The sequence below is a fragment of the Pararhizobium sp. A13 genome (assembly GCF_040126305.1).
In the GTDB taxonomy this organism is placed as follows: domain Bacteria; phylum Pseudomonadota; class Alphaproteobacteria; order Rhizobiales; family Rhizobiaceae; genus Pararhizobium.
In genome coordinates this window covers 773,525-792,821 of record NZ_CP149511.1, presented here as the reverse complement: position 1 = coordinate 792,821, position 19,297 = coordinate 773,525, and the positions used below count along the sequence as shown (strand labels likewise).

General features: G+C 59.0%; 13 protein-coding genes and 3 pseudogenes. 12 read left to right on the top strand and 4 right to left on the bottom strand.

The window, feature by feature from the left end:
- Positions 1 to 6: 6 nt before the first annotated feature.
- From WI754_RS25320 to WI754_RS25310, 3 genes are all read left to right on the top strand, one after another.
- Positions 7 to 2,469, top strand: coding sequence for a phosphoketolase family protein (locus WI754_RS25320; RefSeq protein ID WP_341486766.1), 2,463 nt, complete (start codon positions 7 to 9; stop codon positions 2,467 to 2,469).
- A gap of 197 nt (positions 2,470 to 2,666) precedes the next feature.
- Positions 2,667 to 6,497 carry a glycosyl transferase gene (locus tag WI754_RS25315; RefSeq protein ID WP_341488004.1) on the top strand — a complete coding sequence of 1,277 codons (3,831 nt, stop codon included), beginning with the start codon at positions 2,667 to 2,669 and terminating at the stop codon, positions 6,495 to 6,497.
- A 4-nt stretch (positions 6,498 to 6,501) separates the two neighbouring features.
- Entirely contained in the window at positions 6,502 to 7,821 is a 1,320-nt protein-coding gene (locus tag WI754_RS25310) for a glucoamylase family protein (RefSeq protein WP_341486765.1), read from the top strand.
- Positions 7,822 to 8,272: 451 nt separating this feature from the next.
- Here WI754_RS25310 and WI754_RS25305 read toward each other — a convergent pair whose 3' ends face one another.
- On the bottom strand, positions 8,273 to 8,830 hold the full coding sequence (locus WI754_RS25305; protein WP_341486764.1) for a TetR/AcrR family transcriptional regulator: 558 nt from the start codon (positions 8,828 to 8,830) through the stop codon (positions 8,273 to 8,275).
- Positions 8,831 to 8,833: 3 nt separating this feature from the next.
- Positions 8,834 to 9,307, bottom strand: a complete 474-nt coding sequence (locus tag WI754_RS25300; protein WP_037125011.1) for a nuclear transport factor 2 family protein — start codon at positions 9,305 to 9,307, stop codon at positions 8,834 to 8,836.
- 384 nt (positions 9,308 to 9,691) lie between these two features.
- Here WI754_RS25300 and WI754_RS25295 point away from each other — a divergent pair, with 384 nt between their 5' ends.
- Positions 9,692 to 10,054: a helix-turn-helix domain-containing protein gene (locus tag WI754_RS25295; RefSeq protein ID WP_341488003.1), complete on the top strand. Its 363-nt coding sequence runs from the start codon at positions 9,692 to 9,694 to the stop codon at positions 10,052 to 10,054.
- Positions 10,035 to 10,553, top strand: coding sequence for an SRPBCC family protein (locus tag WI754_RS25290; protein ID WP_341486763.1), 519 nt, complete (start codon positions 10,035 to 10,037; stop codon positions 10,551 to 10,553). The genes WI754_RS25295 and WI754_RS25290 overlap by 20 nt, the downstream gene beginning before the upstream one ends.
- Positions 10,554 to 10,626: 73 nt before the next feature.
- Here WI754_RS25290 and WI754_RS25285 read toward each other — a convergent pair.
- Together WI754_RS25285 and dinB are read right to left on the bottom strand one after the other, a co-directional pair.
- Positions 10,627 to 11,376 (bottom strand): annotated as a pseudogene (locus WI754_RS25285) (DNA polymerase III subunit epsilon).
- Positions 11,377 to 11,412: 36 nt separating this feature from the next.
- Positions 11,413 to 12,510, bottom strand: a complete 1,098-nt coding sequence (dinB, locus tag WI754_RS25280; RefSeq protein ID WP_341486762.1) for a DNA polymerase IV — start codon at positions 12,508 to 12,510, stop codon at positions 11,413 to 11,415.
- Positions 12,511 to 12,698: 188 nt separating this feature from the next.
- Here dinB and WI754_RS25275 point away from each other — a divergent pair.
- The 7 genes and pseudogenes from WI754_RS25275 to WI754_RS25245 form a co-directional block, all read left to right on the top strand.
- Positions 12,699 to 12,998, top strand: a pseudogene (locus WI754_RS25275) (hypothetical protein); the annotation flags it as partial.
- An 80-nt stretch (positions 12,999 to 13,078) separates the two neighbouring features.
- Positions 13,079 to 14,401: pseudogene (locus WI754_RS25270) on the top strand (DNA polymerase ligase N-terminal domain-containing protein).
- 54 nt (positions 14,402 to 14,455) lie between these two features.
- Complete coding sequence (locus tag WI754_RS25265; RefSeq protein ID WP_341486761.1) at positions 14,456 to 15,352, top strand: hypothetical protein; 897 nt, start codon at positions 14,456 to 14,458, stop codon at positions 15,350 to 15,352.
- 44 nt (positions 15,353 to 15,396) lie between these two features.
- Complete coding sequence (locus WI754_RS25260; RefSeq protein WP_341488002.1) at positions 15,397 to 15,894, top strand: DUF4334 domain-containing protein; 498 nt, start codon at positions 15,397 to 15,399, stop codon at positions 15,892 to 15,894.
- A 199-nt stretch (positions 15,895 to 16,093) separates the two neighbouring features.
- Entirely contained in the window at positions 16,094 to 16,999 is a 906-nt protein-coding gene (locus WI754_RS25255; protein WP_341486760.1) for a LysR family transcriptional regulator, read from the top strand.
- A gap of 116 nt (positions 17,000 to 17,115) precedes the next feature.
- Positions 17,116 to 18,279 carry an adenosylhomocysteinase gene (locus WI754_RS25250; RefSeq protein WP_341486759.1) on the top strand — a complete coding sequence of 388 codons (1,164 nt, stop codon included), beginning with the start codon at positions 17,116 to 17,118 and terminating at the stop codon, positions 18,277 to 18,279.
- A gap of 13 nt (positions 18,280 to 18,292) precedes the next feature.
- Positions 18,293 to 19,282 carry a Gfo/Idh/MocA family oxidoreductase gene (locus tag WI754_RS25245; protein WP_341486758.1) on the top strand — a complete coding sequence of 330 codons (990 nt, stop codon included), beginning with the start codon at positions 18,293 to 18,295 and terminating at the stop codon, positions 19,280 to 19,282.
- Positions 19,283 to 19,297: the final 15 nt, after the last annotated feature.

Below are 19,297 nucleotides of genomic sequence, written 5' to 3'. Positions count from 1 at the left end.
GCTGCGATGGCTTCGCTTGAAACGGCAAAGGTCCAACAACGTTCGGCAGAGGAGACACGATCAGCAAGCCCCCTGTCGGCGGACGAATTCCGCCTGATCGATGCTTACTGGCGGGCTTCCAACTATCTCTCGGTTGGCCAGATATACCTGCTCGACAATCCGCTCCTGATAGAACCGCTCAAACGTGAGCATATAAAGCCGCGTCTGCTGGGGCACTGGGGAACGTCGCCTGGCCTGAACATGCTCTATGCTCATCTAAATCGGGTTATCAAGCGGGACGATCTCAATATGGTCTATGTGATCGGTCCCGGCCACGGTGGGCCTTCGCTGGTTGCTCACGCTTATCTGGAAGGCACCTACAGCGAGTTCTATCCGAATATCAGCCAGGACACGGAGGGCATGAAAAGGCTCTTCAAGCAGTTCAGCTTTCCTGGCGGCATCCCGAGCCATGTTGCCCCAGAAACACCGGGCAGCATCCATGAGGGCGGCGAGCTCGGATATGCCTTGAGCCACGCCTATGGGGCGGCCTTCGACAACCCGGACCTTATCGTCGCCTGCGTCGTCGGCGACGGAGAGGCTGAGACCGGGCCGCTCGCGACCGGCTGGCACGGCAACAAATTCCTGAACCCTGCCCGCGACGGCTGCGTGCTACCGATCCTCCACCTCAATGGCTACAAAATCGCCAATCCATGCTTCCTCGCCCGCATTCCCGAGGACGAATTGCGAAAGTTTTTCGAGGGCATGGGCTACAAGCCCTATTTCGTAGAAGGGCATGACCCGCAGGATGTGCATCAGAAGCTTGCTGGCACGCTCGACACTGTCGTAGGCGAAATCCGGAAAATCTGGTCCGATGCACGCACGAACGGCAACATGAAACGCCCCGCATGGCCAATGATCGTCTTTCGAACGCCAAAGGGGTGGACCTGCCCGAAGGTGATTGACGGCAAGAAATGCGAAGACTACTGGCGTTCGCATCAGGTGCCGATGGGCGAGATGGACAAGCTGGAACACATCCGCATTCTTGAGCAATGGATGAAAAGCTACCGGCCCGAGGAACTGTTCGACGAGCGAGGCCGGTTCAAGCCCGAATTGGCAGCGTTGGCTCCGGCAGGCCGTCGCCGTATGAGCGACAATCCCCACGCCAACGGCGGACTTTTGTTGCGTGAACTGAAGCTGCCGGATTTCGAGCAATATGCTGTTTCGGTCCCCAGCCCTGGAGTGACAACGGCCGAGTCTGCGCGGGTGATGGGCAAATTCCTGCGCGATGTGATGAAGTCGAATCTGGAGAACAAGAACTTCCGGCTGTTCAGCCCGGACGAGAACAACTCCAACCGCTGGCAAGATGTCCTGGAGGTGACCGATCGCTGCTACATGGCGGAAATTTATCCGGATGACGACCATCTCTCGCCGGACGGCCGCATCATGGAGGTTCTCAGCGAGCACCAATGTCAGGGATGGCTGGAAGGCTACCTCCTGACGGGCCGCCATGGCTTCTTCTCCTGCTACGAAGCCTTCATCCACATCATCGACTCGATGTTCAACCAGCATGCCAAATGGTTGAAAATATGCAACGAAATCCCGTGGCGGAGACCCGTCGCCTCGCTGAACTACTTCCTCAGCTCTCACGTCTGGCGGCAGGATCACAATGGCTTCAGCCATCAGGACCCCGGCTTCATCGACCACGTTGTCAACAAAAAGGCGGACGTGATCCGGATATACTTGCCGCCGGATGCCAACACCCTTTTGTCCGTCACGGACCACTGCCTGCGCAGCCGCAATTACGTCAACGTGGTCATCGCAGGCAAGCAGCCCGCGCCGCAATGGCTCACCATGGACGATGCCGTCAAGCACTGCAGCGAAGGTCTCGGCATCTGGGAATGGGCAAGCAATGACAAGGGCAGCGAACCCGATGTCGTCATGGCATGTTGCGGTGATGTTCCGACTGTGGAGACGCTGGCTGCGGTTCAGTTGATCCGCGAACACTTGCCCGAGCTGAAGGTACGGGTCATCAACATCGTGAACCTGATGAAGCTCCAGCCTGCGGAAGAGCATCCCCACGGACTGTCAGACCTCGATTTCGATGCTCTGTTCACCAGGGAAAAGCCGATCATCTTTGCCTTCCATGGTTATCCATGGCTGATCCATCGGCTCACATATCGCCGGGCGAACCACGGTAACCTTCATGTTCGCGGCTATAAAGAGGAAGGCACGACAACCACGCCCTTCGACATGGTGGTCCTTAACGAGCTTGACCGGTTCCATCTCGTCGAAGATGTCATTGACCGGTTGCCACAACTCGGCGCCCGCGCCGCCTACTTCAAGCAGGCAATTCATTCGAAGCTGATCGAGCATCGGAAGTACATCGAGAAGTACGGCGATGATATGCCTGAGATAATCGGGTGGAAGTGGGGTCTAAAAGCCACTGCAGACGTGGCCCGGAAAACGTCTACCGAAGGGGACAATATCTAAGAGGGAAACAAAACAGGAGTTGGAAGGAACATCGCGCGGTCCAATTTTTCATGTCGGCGATTGAGGCTAAGCTAGACTGCAAGCAATCGCCGTAGTCAAGGGCCAGCGCATCGCCGAAAGAGAAGCGCGTGATGGTGGGTTCTGTCAGTGATTATGGCGCGCATGACACCGCGCAAAGCTGTCGCCCTGCGGACGGAATGGCTCCAGGCCCTGCCGTAGCCTTGCTATCCAATGGTCGCTACAATGTGCTGCTCACCGCGGCCGGGGCCGGTTATGGGTCATGGAGAGAGTTGGACGTTACGCGCTGGAGGCAGGATTCTACGCGCGATTGCTGGGGGCAGTTCTGTTACATCGAAGACCGGACGCAGAACAAGATTTGGTCCATCGGCAAGCAACCCCTCTATCAGCCTGATAATGTCTACGAGAATGCCTTTTACGGAGATCGTGCCGAATTCCGCTGTCTGGCCGACGGCATAGAGGTGTCCTGGGCAGCATGTGTCGCACCCGATATCGACGCCGAAGTGCGGATGCTCAAGATCTCCAATCATGGCACCACCGAACGAAGCCTACAGCTGACCAGCTATGCCGAAGTCTGTCTGAACGACCGCCGCGCGGACAGAGCCCACCCGGCCTTTGCCAACCTTTTTGTGGAAACGCAGTTTGATCACCGGACAGGTGCCTTGTTTGCAAGACGCCGACCGCGCAGTGCCGAAGAATGGCCTGTCTGGGCAGTTCATGTTTCCTCGTCGAGCGCGCCGGGTCGTCACTTGGTCGAGTATGAGACCGATCGGCTCAAGTTCCTCGGCCGGGGTCGCACGATCATAAACCCTTTGGCATTGGGCAGTGCAGCGGGCCTCTCCGGGACGGCTGGCCCCGTTCTCGACCCCATCTTCTGCCTGCGAACCGCCATTCATCTTCATCCCGGTGCAATGGAACGGATCGCATTTGCGACGGGCGCGACTGACAGCGAAGCGATGGCACAGACGATCGCCAAGCGATACTCGAGCCTCGACGTGGCCGACAAGGCCTTTTCCGACGCCGCGGAAAGCTATCGCAAAGAACTTGCGGATTCGAAACTGACCCCGGAGGACGTTGCACTGTTCAACCGATTGGCCGGAAGCATCGTGTTTGTTGATCCGGGGTATCGGGACGCATCCGCCCTCGGAAAAAAACCTCTCAGCAGAGACGCTCTTTGGTTTCACGGAATTTCCGGCGACCTTCCGATTGTGCTGGCGCGCATCGAAGCAAGCGGGGACAAGTCGCTCATTCGCGACGTGATACGCGCGCACGAGTTCATCTCCCACCGAGGCTTGCGTTTCGACCTCGTCCTGCTCGACGAGCGAAACGCTAACGATGCCAAGCGGTTGGCAAAGAAACTGAACGTGGGCCCGCAAGCCGCGTTGGTGGGCAAGCCGGGGGGAATCCATCTCATGTCGGCAGCCGAGGTTCCAGACGATCGCAAAGACGCGATCACCTTTGCGGCACGCACCGTTCTTTCGAACAGTCGAGGCTCGCTGGCGAACCAGCTTAACAGACGACAAGATGACGCATCATCTCCCTCTCGAATATCGGCGATTCCTTCTTGCGAAACGGCCACGAAGCGCTCCGCCGGGACTGACGCGGATTTGCTGTATTGGAACGGTTTTGGTGGATTTGGCACGGACGGACACGAATATGTCATCGTGGTGGATGGCGTGGAATCGCAGACGCCGACCCCCTGGTGTAACGTCATGGCCAATCCTGAATTCGGCTGCCTGACGAGCGACAACGGCCTTGGCTATACCTGGGCCGGCAACAGCCAGCTAAACAGACTGACGCCCTGGTCGAACGATCCAGTTTCGGATCCACCCGGCGAGATCGTCTACTTGCGGGATGAGGAAACCGGAGAGCTTTGGACGCCCACCCCCTTGCCACTGGGGCAGGGGGCTGTCGTAACCGTTCGACATGGGCAGGGCTACAGCCGATACGAAAGCGCCAGCCGATTCCTGCATCAGGAATTGACGGTGCATGTTTCCTCGAAGGATCCAGTCAAGATCATGCGCCTTGCTCTTCGCAATGACGGAGCGCGAGCGCGCCATTTGACGGCGACGTACTTCGCCGAATGGGTTCTCGGGATGCAGCGTGAAGACGCGACGATGCAGGTCGTCTGTGAACGCGATCTCCAATCGGGAGCGGTCGTTGCCAAGCACGCCTGGGCGGGGGACTTTGCCGGAAAACTGGCATTTGCCGCGACAAACCGGATCGTGCGCTCGGCAACTTGTGATCGCTGCGAGTTTCTGGGAACGTACGGTTCCGTATCGCAGCCTGCTGGAATGGGAAAATCCGACTTCGCAGGGCGCTTTGGCTCGCTGGTTGATCCTTGCGCCGCGCTGATGGTGGACATTCCCATGGCGCCGGGCGAAAGCGCGGAGGTCGTTTTCGTTCTCGGGCAGGCCGATAGCCTTAACGAGGTTCGCACCCTCGTGCGGGAATATGCCGAGCCAGGACACGCGCGAGACAGCCTTGCCATCGTTTCTCGCCAGTGGGACGGTATCCTCAATGCAATCGAGGTCAAGACACCGGACCGCGCCTTCGATCTGATGATGAATCGCTGGCTGCTGTATCAGGTTCTGTCTTGTCGCGTCTGGGCGCGCTCTGCCTTCTATCAGTCCGGTGGCGCGTTCGGCTTCAGGGACCAGCTGCAGGATGTGATGGCATTGGTCCACAGTGCGCCGAACGAAACACGCGCGCATATTCTGCGAGCAGCAGCGCGCCAATTCACGGAGGGAGACGTACAGCACTGGTGGCACCCTCCGTCGGGTGCCGGGGTGCGCACGCGCATGACCGACGACCTGTATTTCCTGCCTTTCGTGGTTCACCACTATGTTTCGACCACTGGCGATACCGGCCTGCTGGAAGAGCACGTACCTTTCATCACATCGCCGATCCTGAAAGAGGGACAGGACGAGGACTTCGGCAAACCGGAATTCAGCGAACAGACCGGTACCATCTACGAACACTGCATCCGTGCGCTGGAACATGGTTTCCGGCTTGGCCGGCACAGCTTGCCGCTCATGGGAACGGGCGACTGGAATGATGGTATGAACAAGGTCGGGGCCCACGGCAGAGGGGAAAGCGTCTGGAACGGCTGGTTCTTCCTCACTGTACTGAAATCATTCGTGGCGATCGCGTCTTCGCGTGGAGACCAAACACGCGCAACGTGGTGCCTCGAAAGAGCTGAAGGACTGCGCGCTGCATTGGAAGCGCACGCCTGGGACGGCGCCTGGTATCGCCGAGCCTATTTTGACGATGGCGCGCCTCTCGGGTCATCCTCGAACGACGAATGCCAGATTGATGCCCTCCCTCAGGCCTGGGCCGTCATCTCCGGCGAGGCCGACAAGGTGCGTGCGTCGAAGGCGATGAGCGCGGTCCATGAAAGGCTTGTGCGCCGGCAGGACAAGCTGATCCAGTTGTTCGACCCGCCGTTCGACAAGGGGTCGCTGCAGCCCGGCTACATCAAGGGCTATGTTCCTGGCATACGGGAAAATGGCGGTCAATATACCCATGCGGCAGCCTGGGTTGTGCTGGCTACCGCGCTTCAAGGTGACGGCGATCGGGCCGTGGAGCTTTGGAACCTGATCAATCCGATCAATCATGCTTCGACGATGCAGGACGCGCAGCATTACATGGTCGAGCCTTACGTCGTCAGTGCCGACGTCTATGGCGCGCCGCCACATACCGGACGCGGTGGCTGGACGTGGTATACGGGATCGGCCGCCTGGCTGTATCGCGTGGCGCTAGAGGCCATCCTTGGTTTTCGGAAGCAAGACCAGGTTCTCTCGATTGAACCATGCGTTCCGACATATTGGCCGGAGTATGAGCTGAACTACAGGTATGGGTCGGCCACATACCGCATCCACGTAGACAACAAGGCGGGAGTTTGCGGAGGGGTACGTTCGCTTTTGCTGGATGGCCAACCGCTGACCGATCACAAGGTGCAGCTTGCCAGTGACGATCGTTTGCACGATGTGCGCGTAATCCTTGGATAAGCATATGTCCCAAATGCTCTCGACAGACCCTGAGCTGCGTCGGACGCCGACCGAACAGGACCTCGGCCGGCTGCAGTTCACGACGCTGCTGTACTATCTTCATTGCACCAATCCCGACAATGGGCTTGTTCGCGATAAGACCCAGCCCGATGCTCCGGCAAGTATCGCCGCAATCGGGATGGCACTGGCAACGATTCCGGTCGTCGTGGAGCGCGGCATCATAATCCGGAAGTTTGCAGCCAAGATCGCCCGAAAGCGACTGGCATTTCTGCTGGGATGCCCCCAGGGGCCGGAACCTGACACGTCGGGGTACAAGGGCTTCTTCTATCATTTCCTCGATGTGGAGACGGGCCGCCGGGTTTGGCAGTGTGAATTGTCCACCATCGATTCAGCATTCCTGTTCGCCGGAGCATTGACCGTAGCTACCTACTTTGACGGCGAGACTGCCGATGAGGTCGAAATTCGACAGCTTGCCAATGCGCTCTACGAACGGGCGGACTGGAATTGGGCTTGTGATCACGGACTAACTCTGACCCACGGATGGCGACCGGAAAGCGGGTTCATTCCCTATCGCTGGCGCGGATACGACGAGGGCCTGCTGCTTTACATCCTAGGGCTGGGGTCGCCGGCCCATCCACTGCCGCCCGAGGCGTATTCCGCCTATACCGAAAGCTACGAATGGAGAAACATCTACGGGCGCGAACTGCTCTACTCGGGACCGCTCTTCACCCACCAACTCTCGCATATGTGGATCGATTTCCGCGGCATCCGCGACGAATTCATGCGAGACCACGACAGCGACTACTTCCAGAACAGCCGCCATGCGACCTACGTGCAGCAGGAGTATGCCATTCGCAATCCAATGAACTTTATCGGCTATGGTGAGCACTGCTGGGGTTTCACCGCAAGCGACGGACCTGGCTGGATGAAGACGAAGATCGATGGCGTGGAAATGGAGTACTTCGACTATATCGCCCGCGGCGCGCCCTTCGGACCGGACGATGGCACCGTCTCGCCATGGGTGGTCGTGGCTTCATTGCCTTTCGCTCCGGAAATCGTCATTCCGACCGTCAGGACCTTTGCGCAAATGAATTTGGGAATGACGCGTCTTTACGGGTTCAAGCCATCATTCAATCAAACATACGCGATGGAAGACAGCGAGACGGGATGGTGGGTCAGCCCCTATCATTTCGGCATAGATCAAGGCCCCGTCGTGCTGATGATCGAAAACTATCGGACTGGCCTGCTCTGGAACATCGTGCGCCGGTGCCAGCCGATCGTGACTGGGCTGCGTCGGGCCGGCTTCACGGGAGGTTGGCTATAGGATGCCGGGGCTCGCGTAGATTACGACGATTCCCGCACACCATCTATGGTCCCCGACGACAATCCGGTGAAACAGGCATCATTGGTCGCGTGTCATGCGGGGGCGATCGGCAGCTTGTATGCGACAGACCTGCCAGCCGTCTGTTTGACGATGCGCACGCATTAGCCGCAGGGGTTTGATGTCTTCCGGCATCTGCTGCTCGGTGTCCCAGGAAGAGAAGCCGGTGAGGTTGACGTGCTCTCAAACTGAGCGGCGAACGAGGACATGCTTGCGCTGTCAGAATTTACGAAAACTTTAGGTTAATTTTATCGATCTCAATCTGTCCATTTCGATCGAAGAAAAGAAAGCTAAGGTTGCACCAACACGTCCCTGGGCGTGTCCCAATCTTATCAGAGACAGCCACGGATCGCGGGATGAACCAAGCTGACCACCCCAATGGTCCGATCAGCCTCTATGCCAAGAGCCGCTCCTCGGCCTTCGTCATCGCCCGTTCAAACAATGATGGATCGCCAAGCGCGCGGGCGACTACGAGCCCGCCCTGAATGCTGATTACGGCCTCTTCGGCAAGTTCGGAAGCCTTGGCTTCATCGTGGCCAGCCCTTTGCAACGCCGCTGCAAGAGCGGCTTTCCAGTCGGCAAAATAGACCCTGATCTGGTCGGTAAAGCGATCGCGGACATTGTCGAGGGCAAAGGCGCCGACCAGGCAGACGCGCCGGCCGGAATCGAAATAATCCGCCACCGTGCGGCACATCGCGCTGATCGCCGTGCGCGAGTCTTCGGCCTCGCGCAACGGACGATAGATGTGATTCTCGAACCATGTGTCGATTTCGTTCAGGACGGCTGCCGCCATCTCTTCCTTCCCCCCGGGAAAGAAGTGATAGAGGCTGCCTTTGCCAAGCCCGGTCTTTTCGCCGATGATCGACAGGCTCGCTCCCTCGAAGCCATGTTCGCGGAAGATCTCGGCAAGGACCGGAATGGCGTCCGAGCGTTCGGCAACGGTTTTTGCCATAGATTACAATCCCAAATCCGACAGGCCCGGATGATCGGCCGGGCGTGGCCCGGAGCGGTCCCAAAAGAACTTCCTTTCGGATTCTTGGATGGGCAAATCATTGATGCAGGCAAAGCGCTTTTGCATCAGGCCGTTCTCGTCGAATTCCCAGTTTTCATTGCCATAGGCTCGGAACCAGTTACCAGAGTCATCATGATATTCATAGGCGAAACGGACGGCGATACGGTTGTCGGTGAAGGCCCAAAGCTCCTTGATCAGCCGATAGTCGAGTTCCCGGCGCCACTTGCCAGCCAGGAAGGCGACAATGGCCTCACGCCCCTGTACGAATGTCGAGCGGTTACGCCAGTAGCTGTCAACCGTATAGGCAAGTGATACGCGTTCGGGATTGCAACTGTTCCAGCCATCTTCTGCACCCCGAACCTTCTGGATGGCGGTTTCGCGGGTGAATGGCGGCAGCGGCGGGCGTTGTTCAGGCATGATCTTTCTCCTTTTCTACAGCGCGGTGTACCAACTGGTAAACAGTTTACCGATTGGTACAGGAAAGAGTCGAGCGAGTCAACTACCAAGAATATGAACCTGCATGAGGGAAGGCTTCCGCATTCTGCGTGCTGTTTTCTCGGCTTTCCATGTCCGGTTGCCACCACCCTTCAACGACCTTCGACTGTGGCCCCAATAGGGGACCGGAAGCAGGTCGAAGTTCATGGTTTGATCTTTCTACCGCATATCCGTGCCCCTTAGTGATGGGCCTTAAGGCCTGAACGGCTATTTGCCGATCGAATGGCGCATGCCGTGGCGACCGGCGCGCAGCGCGTTCGGTCTCCCCTTGCATCCCGCCAATCCGTGAGTTATATACTGAACCACATGGTTCAGTATATTCGACCCCGTCTCGATGCCTCGTTCGCCGCGCTCTCAGACGTCACACGACGCGGCGTTCTCGAGCAGCTCGGACGTGCAGATGCTTCGATCACGGAGCTTGCCGAGAAGTTCCACATGACCCTCACGGGCATGAAAAAGCACGTCGGCGTCTTGGAGCAGGCGGGACTCGTCACTACGGAGAAAATCGGGCGCGTGCGGACCTGCAAGCTCGGCCTACGCCGACTGGAGGAAGAGGCGGCATGGATCGAGAGGTACCGCCAACTCTGGGACGCACGCTTCGATGAGTTGGACAAGGTTGTCGAGGAATTGAACCGGAAGGAGAAAGTCGATGGACCAAAAAAAAGATAGTGAATCCACTCCCATGAATAACCGCACGACGATCGAACGGAAGTCCGAGCGTGAGCTGGTCGTTGCGCGAATCTTCAACGGCCCGGCGCGCATCGTGTACGAGGCGTGGACCAAGCCCGAGCTGTTCATGCGGTGGTGGGCACCGAAGTCGACGGGCGTGCCTCTGCTTTCCTGCGAGATGGATGTTCGTGTCGGAGGCGGCTACCGTGTTGCGTTTGGCCAAGACGCCTCAGAGCCTATGGTATTCTTTGGTAAGTACATCGAAGTGATACCGAACGCGCGCCTCGTCTGGACGAATGAGGAAAGTGATGACGCAGCAGTGACCACGGTGACCTTCGAGGAAAAAGGCGACAAGACGCTGCTGATCCTGCACGAACTCTATCCCTCGAAGGAAGCTCTCGACGAAGCCATAGCCGGGATGGAGGATGGGATGCCCGAGCAGTTCGAACAGCTGGACGAGCTTCTCGTGACCCTGGGCGCGAGCACGGGAGGGTCATGAAGTCGTCTCGCGGTCGGCCGCCTGGCTCTTCGTCATTCCCGCTCCCAAAACTCACGGTGAATCTCAACACGCCCTAGAGCAGCGTTCGCTGCGCTGACTCTGGCGGAACGGGTTTTTGATCTTCGCCGCGGCGGGCCATTTCGGTCTGAGCGCTGAAACGAATATCGACGTCCCGGTCCCGTGAAAATTCATGCAACGTGTCCAAGCTGAGCCGATCCCAGCCTTTGCCTCGGCTTGGTCCAGACGGCACCCGCGGCAAGAGACCCGGTTCACTGCTCCACGCCAGAAGCCGCTCGAGCGAAGCCTCGTTCAGGAGGTCGCGTAGGTGATGCGCTGTGACGTAGGCATCCGGCATGGCTCAATGGGCCGGCAATCCGATTTCGTGTTCCAGTCCTTCCGGCATGCGCTGATAGCGAAGCATTTGATTGGAAAACCGTGGAAGATGTGGCCATACGCGCAGGGCGCATTTCCAGGTGCAGATCCATGGTGCTCCGCCCGAAAGCCGGGAAGTGCAGTACCGCTGTTCAAAGGCCGCTCGATGCGCAGCCAAGGCAGTCACGCCTTCGTCAGGGCGAAGAACGCTCGATGCGACATCCTTCCAATAGGGTGCCGATGCGACCTGGAAGTCCATAATGTGGTGGATTGCCATCGTCTCAGGCGAGATCGGGCGGCCGGGATTGATCAGCAACGCGCCGCGTTCATCGTCCACGTGCCAACGCTCATCCGGTCCAAGGATAACATCCTGCCAGCCGATTTCACAGACATCGTTCGGCCCGTTGCCTGCGGTTTCGAGATCGATGACGCGAATGCGGGAACTGCGCATGTTCTGGACTCTGTCTGTCGTTTCGGACCTTCATGGTCACAAATTAAGATCGAGTTGCTGCCGATCTTGCAGATCGTCGCTTCGATCGTTTGTCAGGGATGACAGCGTCACACCCAAAAGGCGCACGGATCGTTTGAACGGATAGACGGTCGCCAGAAGTCCGGATGCGGCGTCAAGCACATCGGTAACTCCCGCATAAGGAATGATGCTGGTCCGGCTGCGAGTCGCCTGCGTGAAGTCCGAGTATTTGATTTTCACGGTCACAGTCTTGCCGCTGATGCCCTGCGCCTCGCAGTAACGCCAGACCTTCTCGGCAAGCGGCTTCAATTCAGCCGTGGCGCGTTCGAGCTCATCGATATCCTCCACGAATGTGTCTTCCGCTCCCACAGATTTGCGGATGCGGTCGGGTTTGACCTGGCGCTCGTCAATGCCACGGGCGATGCCATAGAAATAAGGACCGGACTTCCCGAAATGCTCCTGCAGGAAGATGAGTGACTTCGATTTCAGATCAAGCCCAGTCTCGATCCCGTATTTGCGCATGCGCTCGGCGGTCGCCGGCCCCACCCCGTGGAATTTCTTGACGGGCAAGGTTTCGACAAAGCCTGGGCCGTTCTTCGGCGTGATGACAGCCTGGCCGTTGGGCTTGTTGAGGTCGCTGGCCATTTTGGCGAGAAACTTGTTGTAGGAGATCCCGGCCGAAGCGTTGAGCCCGGTGACCTGCTTGATCTTGGCGCGGATCTCCTGGGCAATTTCGGTGGCGATTTCCATGCCCTTGAGGTTTTCCGTCACATCGAGATAGGCCTCGTCGAGCGATAGCGGCTCGATCAGCGGCGTATATTCGGCGAAGATTTCGCGGATTTGCTGGGAAACCGCCTTGTAGACGTCAAAGCGCGGCGGCACAAAAATCAGCTCCGGGCATTTGCGCTTCGCGGTGACCGACGGCATAGCTGAATGGACACCAAAGGCGCGCGCCTCATAGCTTGCGGCCGCCACCACGCCGCGTGCGGCAGATCCGCCGACGGCAAGCGGCTTGCCACGGAGTTCCGGGTTGTCGCGCTGTTCGACCGACGCGTAAAAGGCATCCATGTCCACGTGGACGATTTTCCGGACTGGAATGATGCTCATATCGTTCATGGCGGCTTCAGCAAAAAAGGCTGCGGACTCGGCGTCTCCTTTGAAGGTTTACACCGAAACAAAGAGAGAACATAGCCGTCTTCGCGGCGATATCAACAATCCCATTTACCCGGCCCTGAATGCGGTGAAACTACTGGCTCGCTAAGGCGTTCTGATCCTGTGACCATCAACAAGCAGGAGACAGTCCAATTGCGGACGACAGCACCACCACGATCGGGGCGATTTTCGAGACACGTCAGGCCGCCGACCTTGCGGTCGAACACCTGGTTCAACAGCACGGCATATCGAGGCCCGACATCTTCGTTCAATCTACAACCGATCGAAATATCGCCGGCTTGGCGCCATCAGGCGGCGACGCTTCCCATGAAGAGGGCGACCGAGAAGACGCAGCCCTCGAAGGCGACATTGAGGTCTCGGCGGATATCGCAGCCAGTCAGATCGCCGCCGTTCAACGTAGTTTCGGTGACGCCGGCGCGATCCGCGTAGCGGGGTCGCTAGGTCCATGGTGGGAGCCGATGGGACAAGCCGGCTCCGCTCTTTTTGCCAGATTGGGAGGAACCGGGAGTTCATGACCGATAATCTGTCGAAGTACCGCGCCAAGCGCGATTTCAAGAAGACAGGCGAACCGAGTGGCGAGGCTGAGGTCAAGCCGTCGAACCGCCGACGGTTTGTCATCCAGAAGCACGATGCTACCCGCCTCCATTATGACCTTCGGCTCGAACTCGACGGGGTCTTTAAATCCTGGGCCGTCACCAAAGGCCCGTCGCTCGATCCGCAGGACAAGCGGTTGGCCGTGGAGGTGGAAGATCACCCACTTGACTACGGGGATTTCGAAGGCACCATCCCGAAGGGCCAGTATGGCGGCGGCACAGTGATGCTGTGGGATCGCGGCTACTGGGAGCCGGAAGGAATGAAGACGCCGGAGGAGGCGCTCGCCAAAGGTGATTTCAAGTTTACGCTGGAAGGCAAGCGGCTCCATGGCAGCTTCGTCCTCGTGCGCATGCGCCATGACCGCGATGGCGGCAAACGCACGAACTGGCTGCTGATCAAGCATCATGACGACTTCTCGGTCGAGGAGAACGGAGCGGCCGTGCTCGAGGAAAACGATACGTCGGTGGCTTCCGGCAGGACGATGGAGGCTATCGCATCCGGAAAAGGCAGGAAGCCGAAGCCATTCATAATGCAGAATGGCGACGTCGAGGCGGATGCGGTGTGAGACAGCACACGGGTCTTGCCGCCGGGGAGCGCCAAGCGGGCACGCGTCGAAGGTCTTGCGGCTATCGCCCAGATCGGCGGCGTCGAGCTTCATCCCTGGAACTGTGAGCCTGGTCAGCCGGAAGTGCCCGGCCGTCTGGTGTTCGACCTCGATCCTGGACCTGACGTCGAGTTCTCCACCGTCGTCGAAGCCGCTCGCGAAATCCGCGACCGGCTGGAGGAACTGGGCCTGGTGAGCTTCTGCAAGACGACGGGTGGCAGGGGACTGCATATTGTGACGCCGCTTACCGTCGGGAAAAGCAAGAAACTCAGCTGGGACAGAGCGAAGGGCTTTGCTCATGACGTCTGCAAGCAGATGGCACGTGACAATCCGGATCCCTATCTGATCAAGATGGCAAAGAACCAGCGTGAGGGTCGTATCTTCCTGGACTATCTGCGCAACGATCGTATGGCGACGGCTGTCGCTCCGCTTTCGCCCCGGGCGCGGCCGGACGCCACCGTGTCGATGCCGTTGACATGGACGCAGGTAAAGTCTGACCTCGACCCCAAGCAGTTCACGGTCCGCACTGTCCCTGTGCTTCTTGTAAAAAGCTCCGCGTGGCAGGATTACTGCGATGGTCAGCGGCCGCTGGAACAGGCGATCATGCGTCGCGGGAAATCCAGGCAGGCAGCATGAGCGTTCGAGCAAAATACGGCCAAAACAAAGGCCGCATTGCTGCGGGAAGGCACCATGGAAAAGGAACCGAACGACAAAGTCCAAGCTGAACCGCGTGTCGGCGCAACGACCGACTTGCCGCACGATCGCATGACCGTGCAGCGTTTTCGCAAGTCTTTCCCACGCGCACGCTGGAGCGACAGTCTGCACGCCTGGTTCGTGCCTGGCCGCACTGCCGAGAGGCGCATCAGTCGCTGGCTGGCTGAGATGGAAGCCGAGGCCGACGCTTTCGCTGACGATAAGGGTAGGGATGCGTTCGCATTCGAACCGATCGAAAGCCGCTATCTCGAAGCAGCCCCTTCAGCCTTCCACATCCGCACACCCTACTCGCGGACCATTGTGAACGAGATCAGAGAAATTCCCTTTGCGCGATGGGATCCCGATCGCCGACTTTGGACTGTGCCTTACCGATCATACGACGAACTGCGCCGACGGTGGCCGGCGATCGAGGCGGCGGCCGAGCGCAATGAACCCGAGGTGAGGAAAGCGCGCCGTGAGGCAATCAAGGGTACGGATGAAGAGGAGGCCTCGAAGGTGAGATTGAGGGAGCGCCGGCGAAAACGCTATCCTGTGCCCGCTGACGATCTCCCGCCGTTCGAGCGCGCGATCAGCACGCATGCTGGTGTCGTTTTCTTCACCGGCTCGGATGGCGAGTTGGCAGATCCTGTGACTGTCAGCACGTTCTATTTTCCCGTAGGGCAAAACGAGGAGCATGTTTGGGCGTCGTGGCGAGCCGGTTCGCTGGAAGAACTGGTGACGACCTGGCCTGCGCGAACACCTCCGGGACCAGAAGAGCTCGACCGGGGCTGGTGGCTACCGACCCGGGAGGAATTGCGGACCGCACGGCAAACTGCCAGATCAAAGTGGCGCGCCAAGCAGCGCAGCGAAGAACAGCAGGGCGACACCGCGTAGGTCATGTCGTTGTGAGAGGAGCGTCCGGATTGAGCAGCCCGCAGATGCAGAAAGCGCTTGAGGAATTTCAAAGCTTGCCACCTATCGAGCCGCGCGAGATGATCGGGCTATGGACCGGTAGGGGCATTCCGTCAGGCCACCCTTTTGACGGCGTGCTGGAAAACCTCGGCTGGTTCGGCAAGCGGTTCACGCCGGACATGCGCGCCGATGCGCTGCTGTTTCGCTTCGACGAGCGGAAGCTGATTGCGATCGACCCGGCGAGAATACCGCTTCGCCTGGTCCTCCGTTTCCATATGGTCGGCAGGATGCGTGCCACGCGAAACCTGTTTTCGTATCTTCAGCATGGACTTCGAGCGAAAGGCCCGGTGGCTTCCTTGAAAACCATGTCGTTTCAGGGCGAGGCGAGTGCCGCGATGGTCTATGACGACCAACCTATCGTCGATCATTTTCGCAGGATCGATGAGCGCAGGATCATGGGGGCGATGACGATCAACGCTGACGATCGGATTTATTTCTTCGAGCTCGCCCGGGTCCCGTTTTGATAATCGCTTGCCGCGCAGCTTGTCTGTCGCGCGCGGTTGTCAGGGTCTGACAGGGCGCTCCCCGCACGGGTCGAGCGCCCTGCTCATTCTAGCTGGCTATGTCACAGGTGTCCGGCGGTTCAAATATTTGCCTTTCCTTTCCAGCGTTTCCGGACAAGAAATACGGCTAGACGCGCCGCCGCCCTGCAGAGAGCCCTCTTTGAACCTGAAGCATCCGTTGCCACCGCTCAACGCACTTCGTGCCTTCGATGCACTTGCCCGCTGCGGCAGCCTGCGTGCCGCGGCCCAGGATCTCGGTGTGGTGCCGGGAGCGGTAAGGCAGCAGCTTCAAGGCCTTGAGGAGTATTTCGGCGCGGCTCTCTTCATCCGTAAGGGTGGCCGTGTGACGCTCAACGCCGCCGGACTTCGTTTTGCCGATGCAGTTGGAATTGCCTTCGCGATCGTTTCCCGCGCGGCAGAGGAGGTCCAGCAACGAGATCGCAAGACACGCCTTCGGCTTGGGGTACCCATGCCTATGGCCCTTTCCTGGCTGATGCCGCGACTGCCGCGCATCCATGCTGATCTTCGCGATCTGGAAATCGATGTCGTGCCGATCGCCGTCACCCGCACGCTCGCCGACGCGCCCGACCTCGACGCCATGATTGCCGGCGGCGAATACCGTCCTTTGCCCGACATCGCAGCGACCGCCTTCATGGTCGATGCATTCGGCCCCGTCTCAAGCTCCTCATGCCTCGCCCCGCCTGATGCCGATCTTGCCAATTGGCTCGAAAATGCCACAGCGCTGGTGGCGCGCGATGTGCCTTACCTCTGGGATGACTGGTTCCGCGAAAGCGGCACGCGCCCGTCGCGCTTTGTGAAGCGGATCGAGATCGATGACCTGACGCTGGCAATCGGCGCGGCGAAGGCGGGCCTTGGCGTAACAATAGCACCGCGTGCCTCCATCGAGCTGGAACTCGCCAGCGGGGCGCTGACAGCGCCTTTCGGCTTTGCATCCCGCCCGGTCGGCTACAGGCTGTGCTGCCGCGACGCCGATCGCAAGAGCAAGGCGATAGCTCTTCTGGCGAGTTGGCTGCGTCGGGAAGGCCACGCGGACGATCCCGCGTGAACAGGAAATCTACCCGCTACCGCAGTTTTATGTCCCTTTTGACCACCGGCTTCGCACGTTAGGGAACATCCGCAGAAATACCGGCAGCGCGCCTGGGCCCAGCGGAGACAAAAGCCATGACCCGACAACACCAGCTTTCGCGGATCGAATGGGTGGCGGACAGTTGCCGGCTGTTGACGGCAATCGGCGAGGAATTCTCCCGCACAAAGCCTTTCCAGGGCCTGACAATCGGCACCGCCATTCACCTGGAACCCAAGACCGTCGCCCTTCTGATGACATTGCGGGCCGGCGGAGCCAATCTCGTCGTGACCGGCAATCTCAACAGCACTCAGCCTGCGACCGTGGAATACCTTAAACAGCACCAGATCGACGTCATCGGCGAGCAGACCACAGATACGACGGCGCATCGCGGTTTCATCGACACTCTGCTCGACCGCCGGCCAGACTTACTGCTCGACAATGGCGGCGATCTTTTCGCCCGCGTCGCCGAGTGTCCCTATAAGAACTTGCTGGGCGGCACTGAGGAAACGACATCCGGACGCCGGCGTCTCGCGCCGATGCGCGAGGCGATCGGACTGCCGATCCTTGTCATCAATGACAGCCCGATCAAGCAGTTTGCCGAAAACCGCCACGCCGTCGGCCAGTCGCTGTTTGAGAGCTATATGCGCTTCACCAATCGCTCGACCAATGGCAAGCGTGTGACCGTTTTCGGCTATGGCGCATGTGGCAAGGGAACTGCCGCCTGTTTCCGCAGTGCCTATAGCAATGTCAGCGTGGTCGATGTCGATCCTGTCACTGCTCTTGAGGCCCATCTCGATGGCTTTTCGACGCCGCTCAGAAACCAGGCCATCGCCTCCGCCGATGTGATCGTCACCGTCACCGGCTTTGCCAATATCGTCACGGCTGCCGACCTGCCGCTGTTCAAGGATGGTGTCATTCTCATCAATGGCGGGCACTTCCCGACTGAAATCGATGTCAATGGCATCAAAGCCGTGGCGAGGGTCAACGCGGTCGATACCTATGCTGTCGATGGCATAGAAACCCTGCATTTGGATGATGGCCGGAAAATCCACATCCTCGGCGATGGGCATATGGCCAATCTCGCCGGCCCCCGTCCGCTTGGAAACTCGATCGAATCGATGGATCTGGGCTTTGCCCTGCAGGCGCGCTGTCTCGAACGGGTCGCGGGCGGCAAGCTCGATCATACCTCCTGTGTGGTTCCGGTGCCGGCCGACATCGATGCGCACGTCGCTTCTGCCTATCTCGATCTCAATCGCTAAGGGAAAATACCAAATGTTGCGTTGGGGAATTCTCGGAACAAGCTTCATTTCAGACACCATGGCTGAAGCCATCGCGTCCAGCGAAAACTCAAGCCTCGAAGCGGTGATGGGCCGTGATCCCGGCCGGCTCGAAGCGTTCGGAAGCCGTCACGGAATCGCAAAGGGTTATGGTGATATCGGCACTCTGCTCGGTGATGACAATATCGATATCGTCTACGTCGGACTGCCGAACAATGTTCACCACAGCGCGGTGATCGCCGCGGCCAAGCGCGGCAAGGCGATCGTTTCGGAAAAATCGCTGACCGTGACCATGGCTGACGCTCACACCCTCGCCGATGCCGTTCGGACCTCCGGCGTGTTCTTCATGGAAGGGCTGATGTATCTCAATCATCCCGTGATCGCCGAATTGGGTGCGATCCTGCGATCAGGCCGCCTTGGACAACTCAGGTCGATCAACGGCCTCTATGCGGCCGATATCGCGAAATTCGTCAATCCCGCAGGCGGCGGCACGCTTTTCAACCTCGGTTGCTATCCGGCATCGCTCCTGCATTATGTCATGCAGACAGCTTTCGGCGATGACGCGTTCGGTCTCCGGAAAATTGCGGGCCACGGCAATATGTCTGAGACGGACGGCAATATCAGCGATGCGGCGGTATCCGCCTGGTTCTCGAACGGTGTGCTCGCCACGCTGCAATCGACCGACAGTTTCGGCATGGCGTGGAATTTTGCCATCTACGGCGACAAGGGCGTTGCTCGCTTCAAGACCAACCCTTGGCTTCCCGTCGCCGGCGACAATATCATCGAGGTGGAAATCTACGGCAAAGCGCCTGATCAAATCGTCTCAACCGGGCTTGACGCCTTTCAGCACCAGGTATTGACCACAGAGGCCGCCCTCCGCGACGGGCTCAAACAAGCCCCCAGGCCTTCGCCTCGGCTCGCCGATTCGCTCGAAATCATGGGATTTCTCACCGAGTGGGACGCTTGCTGCCGTGCCGGCGGCTGACGAGCAGGATTCATC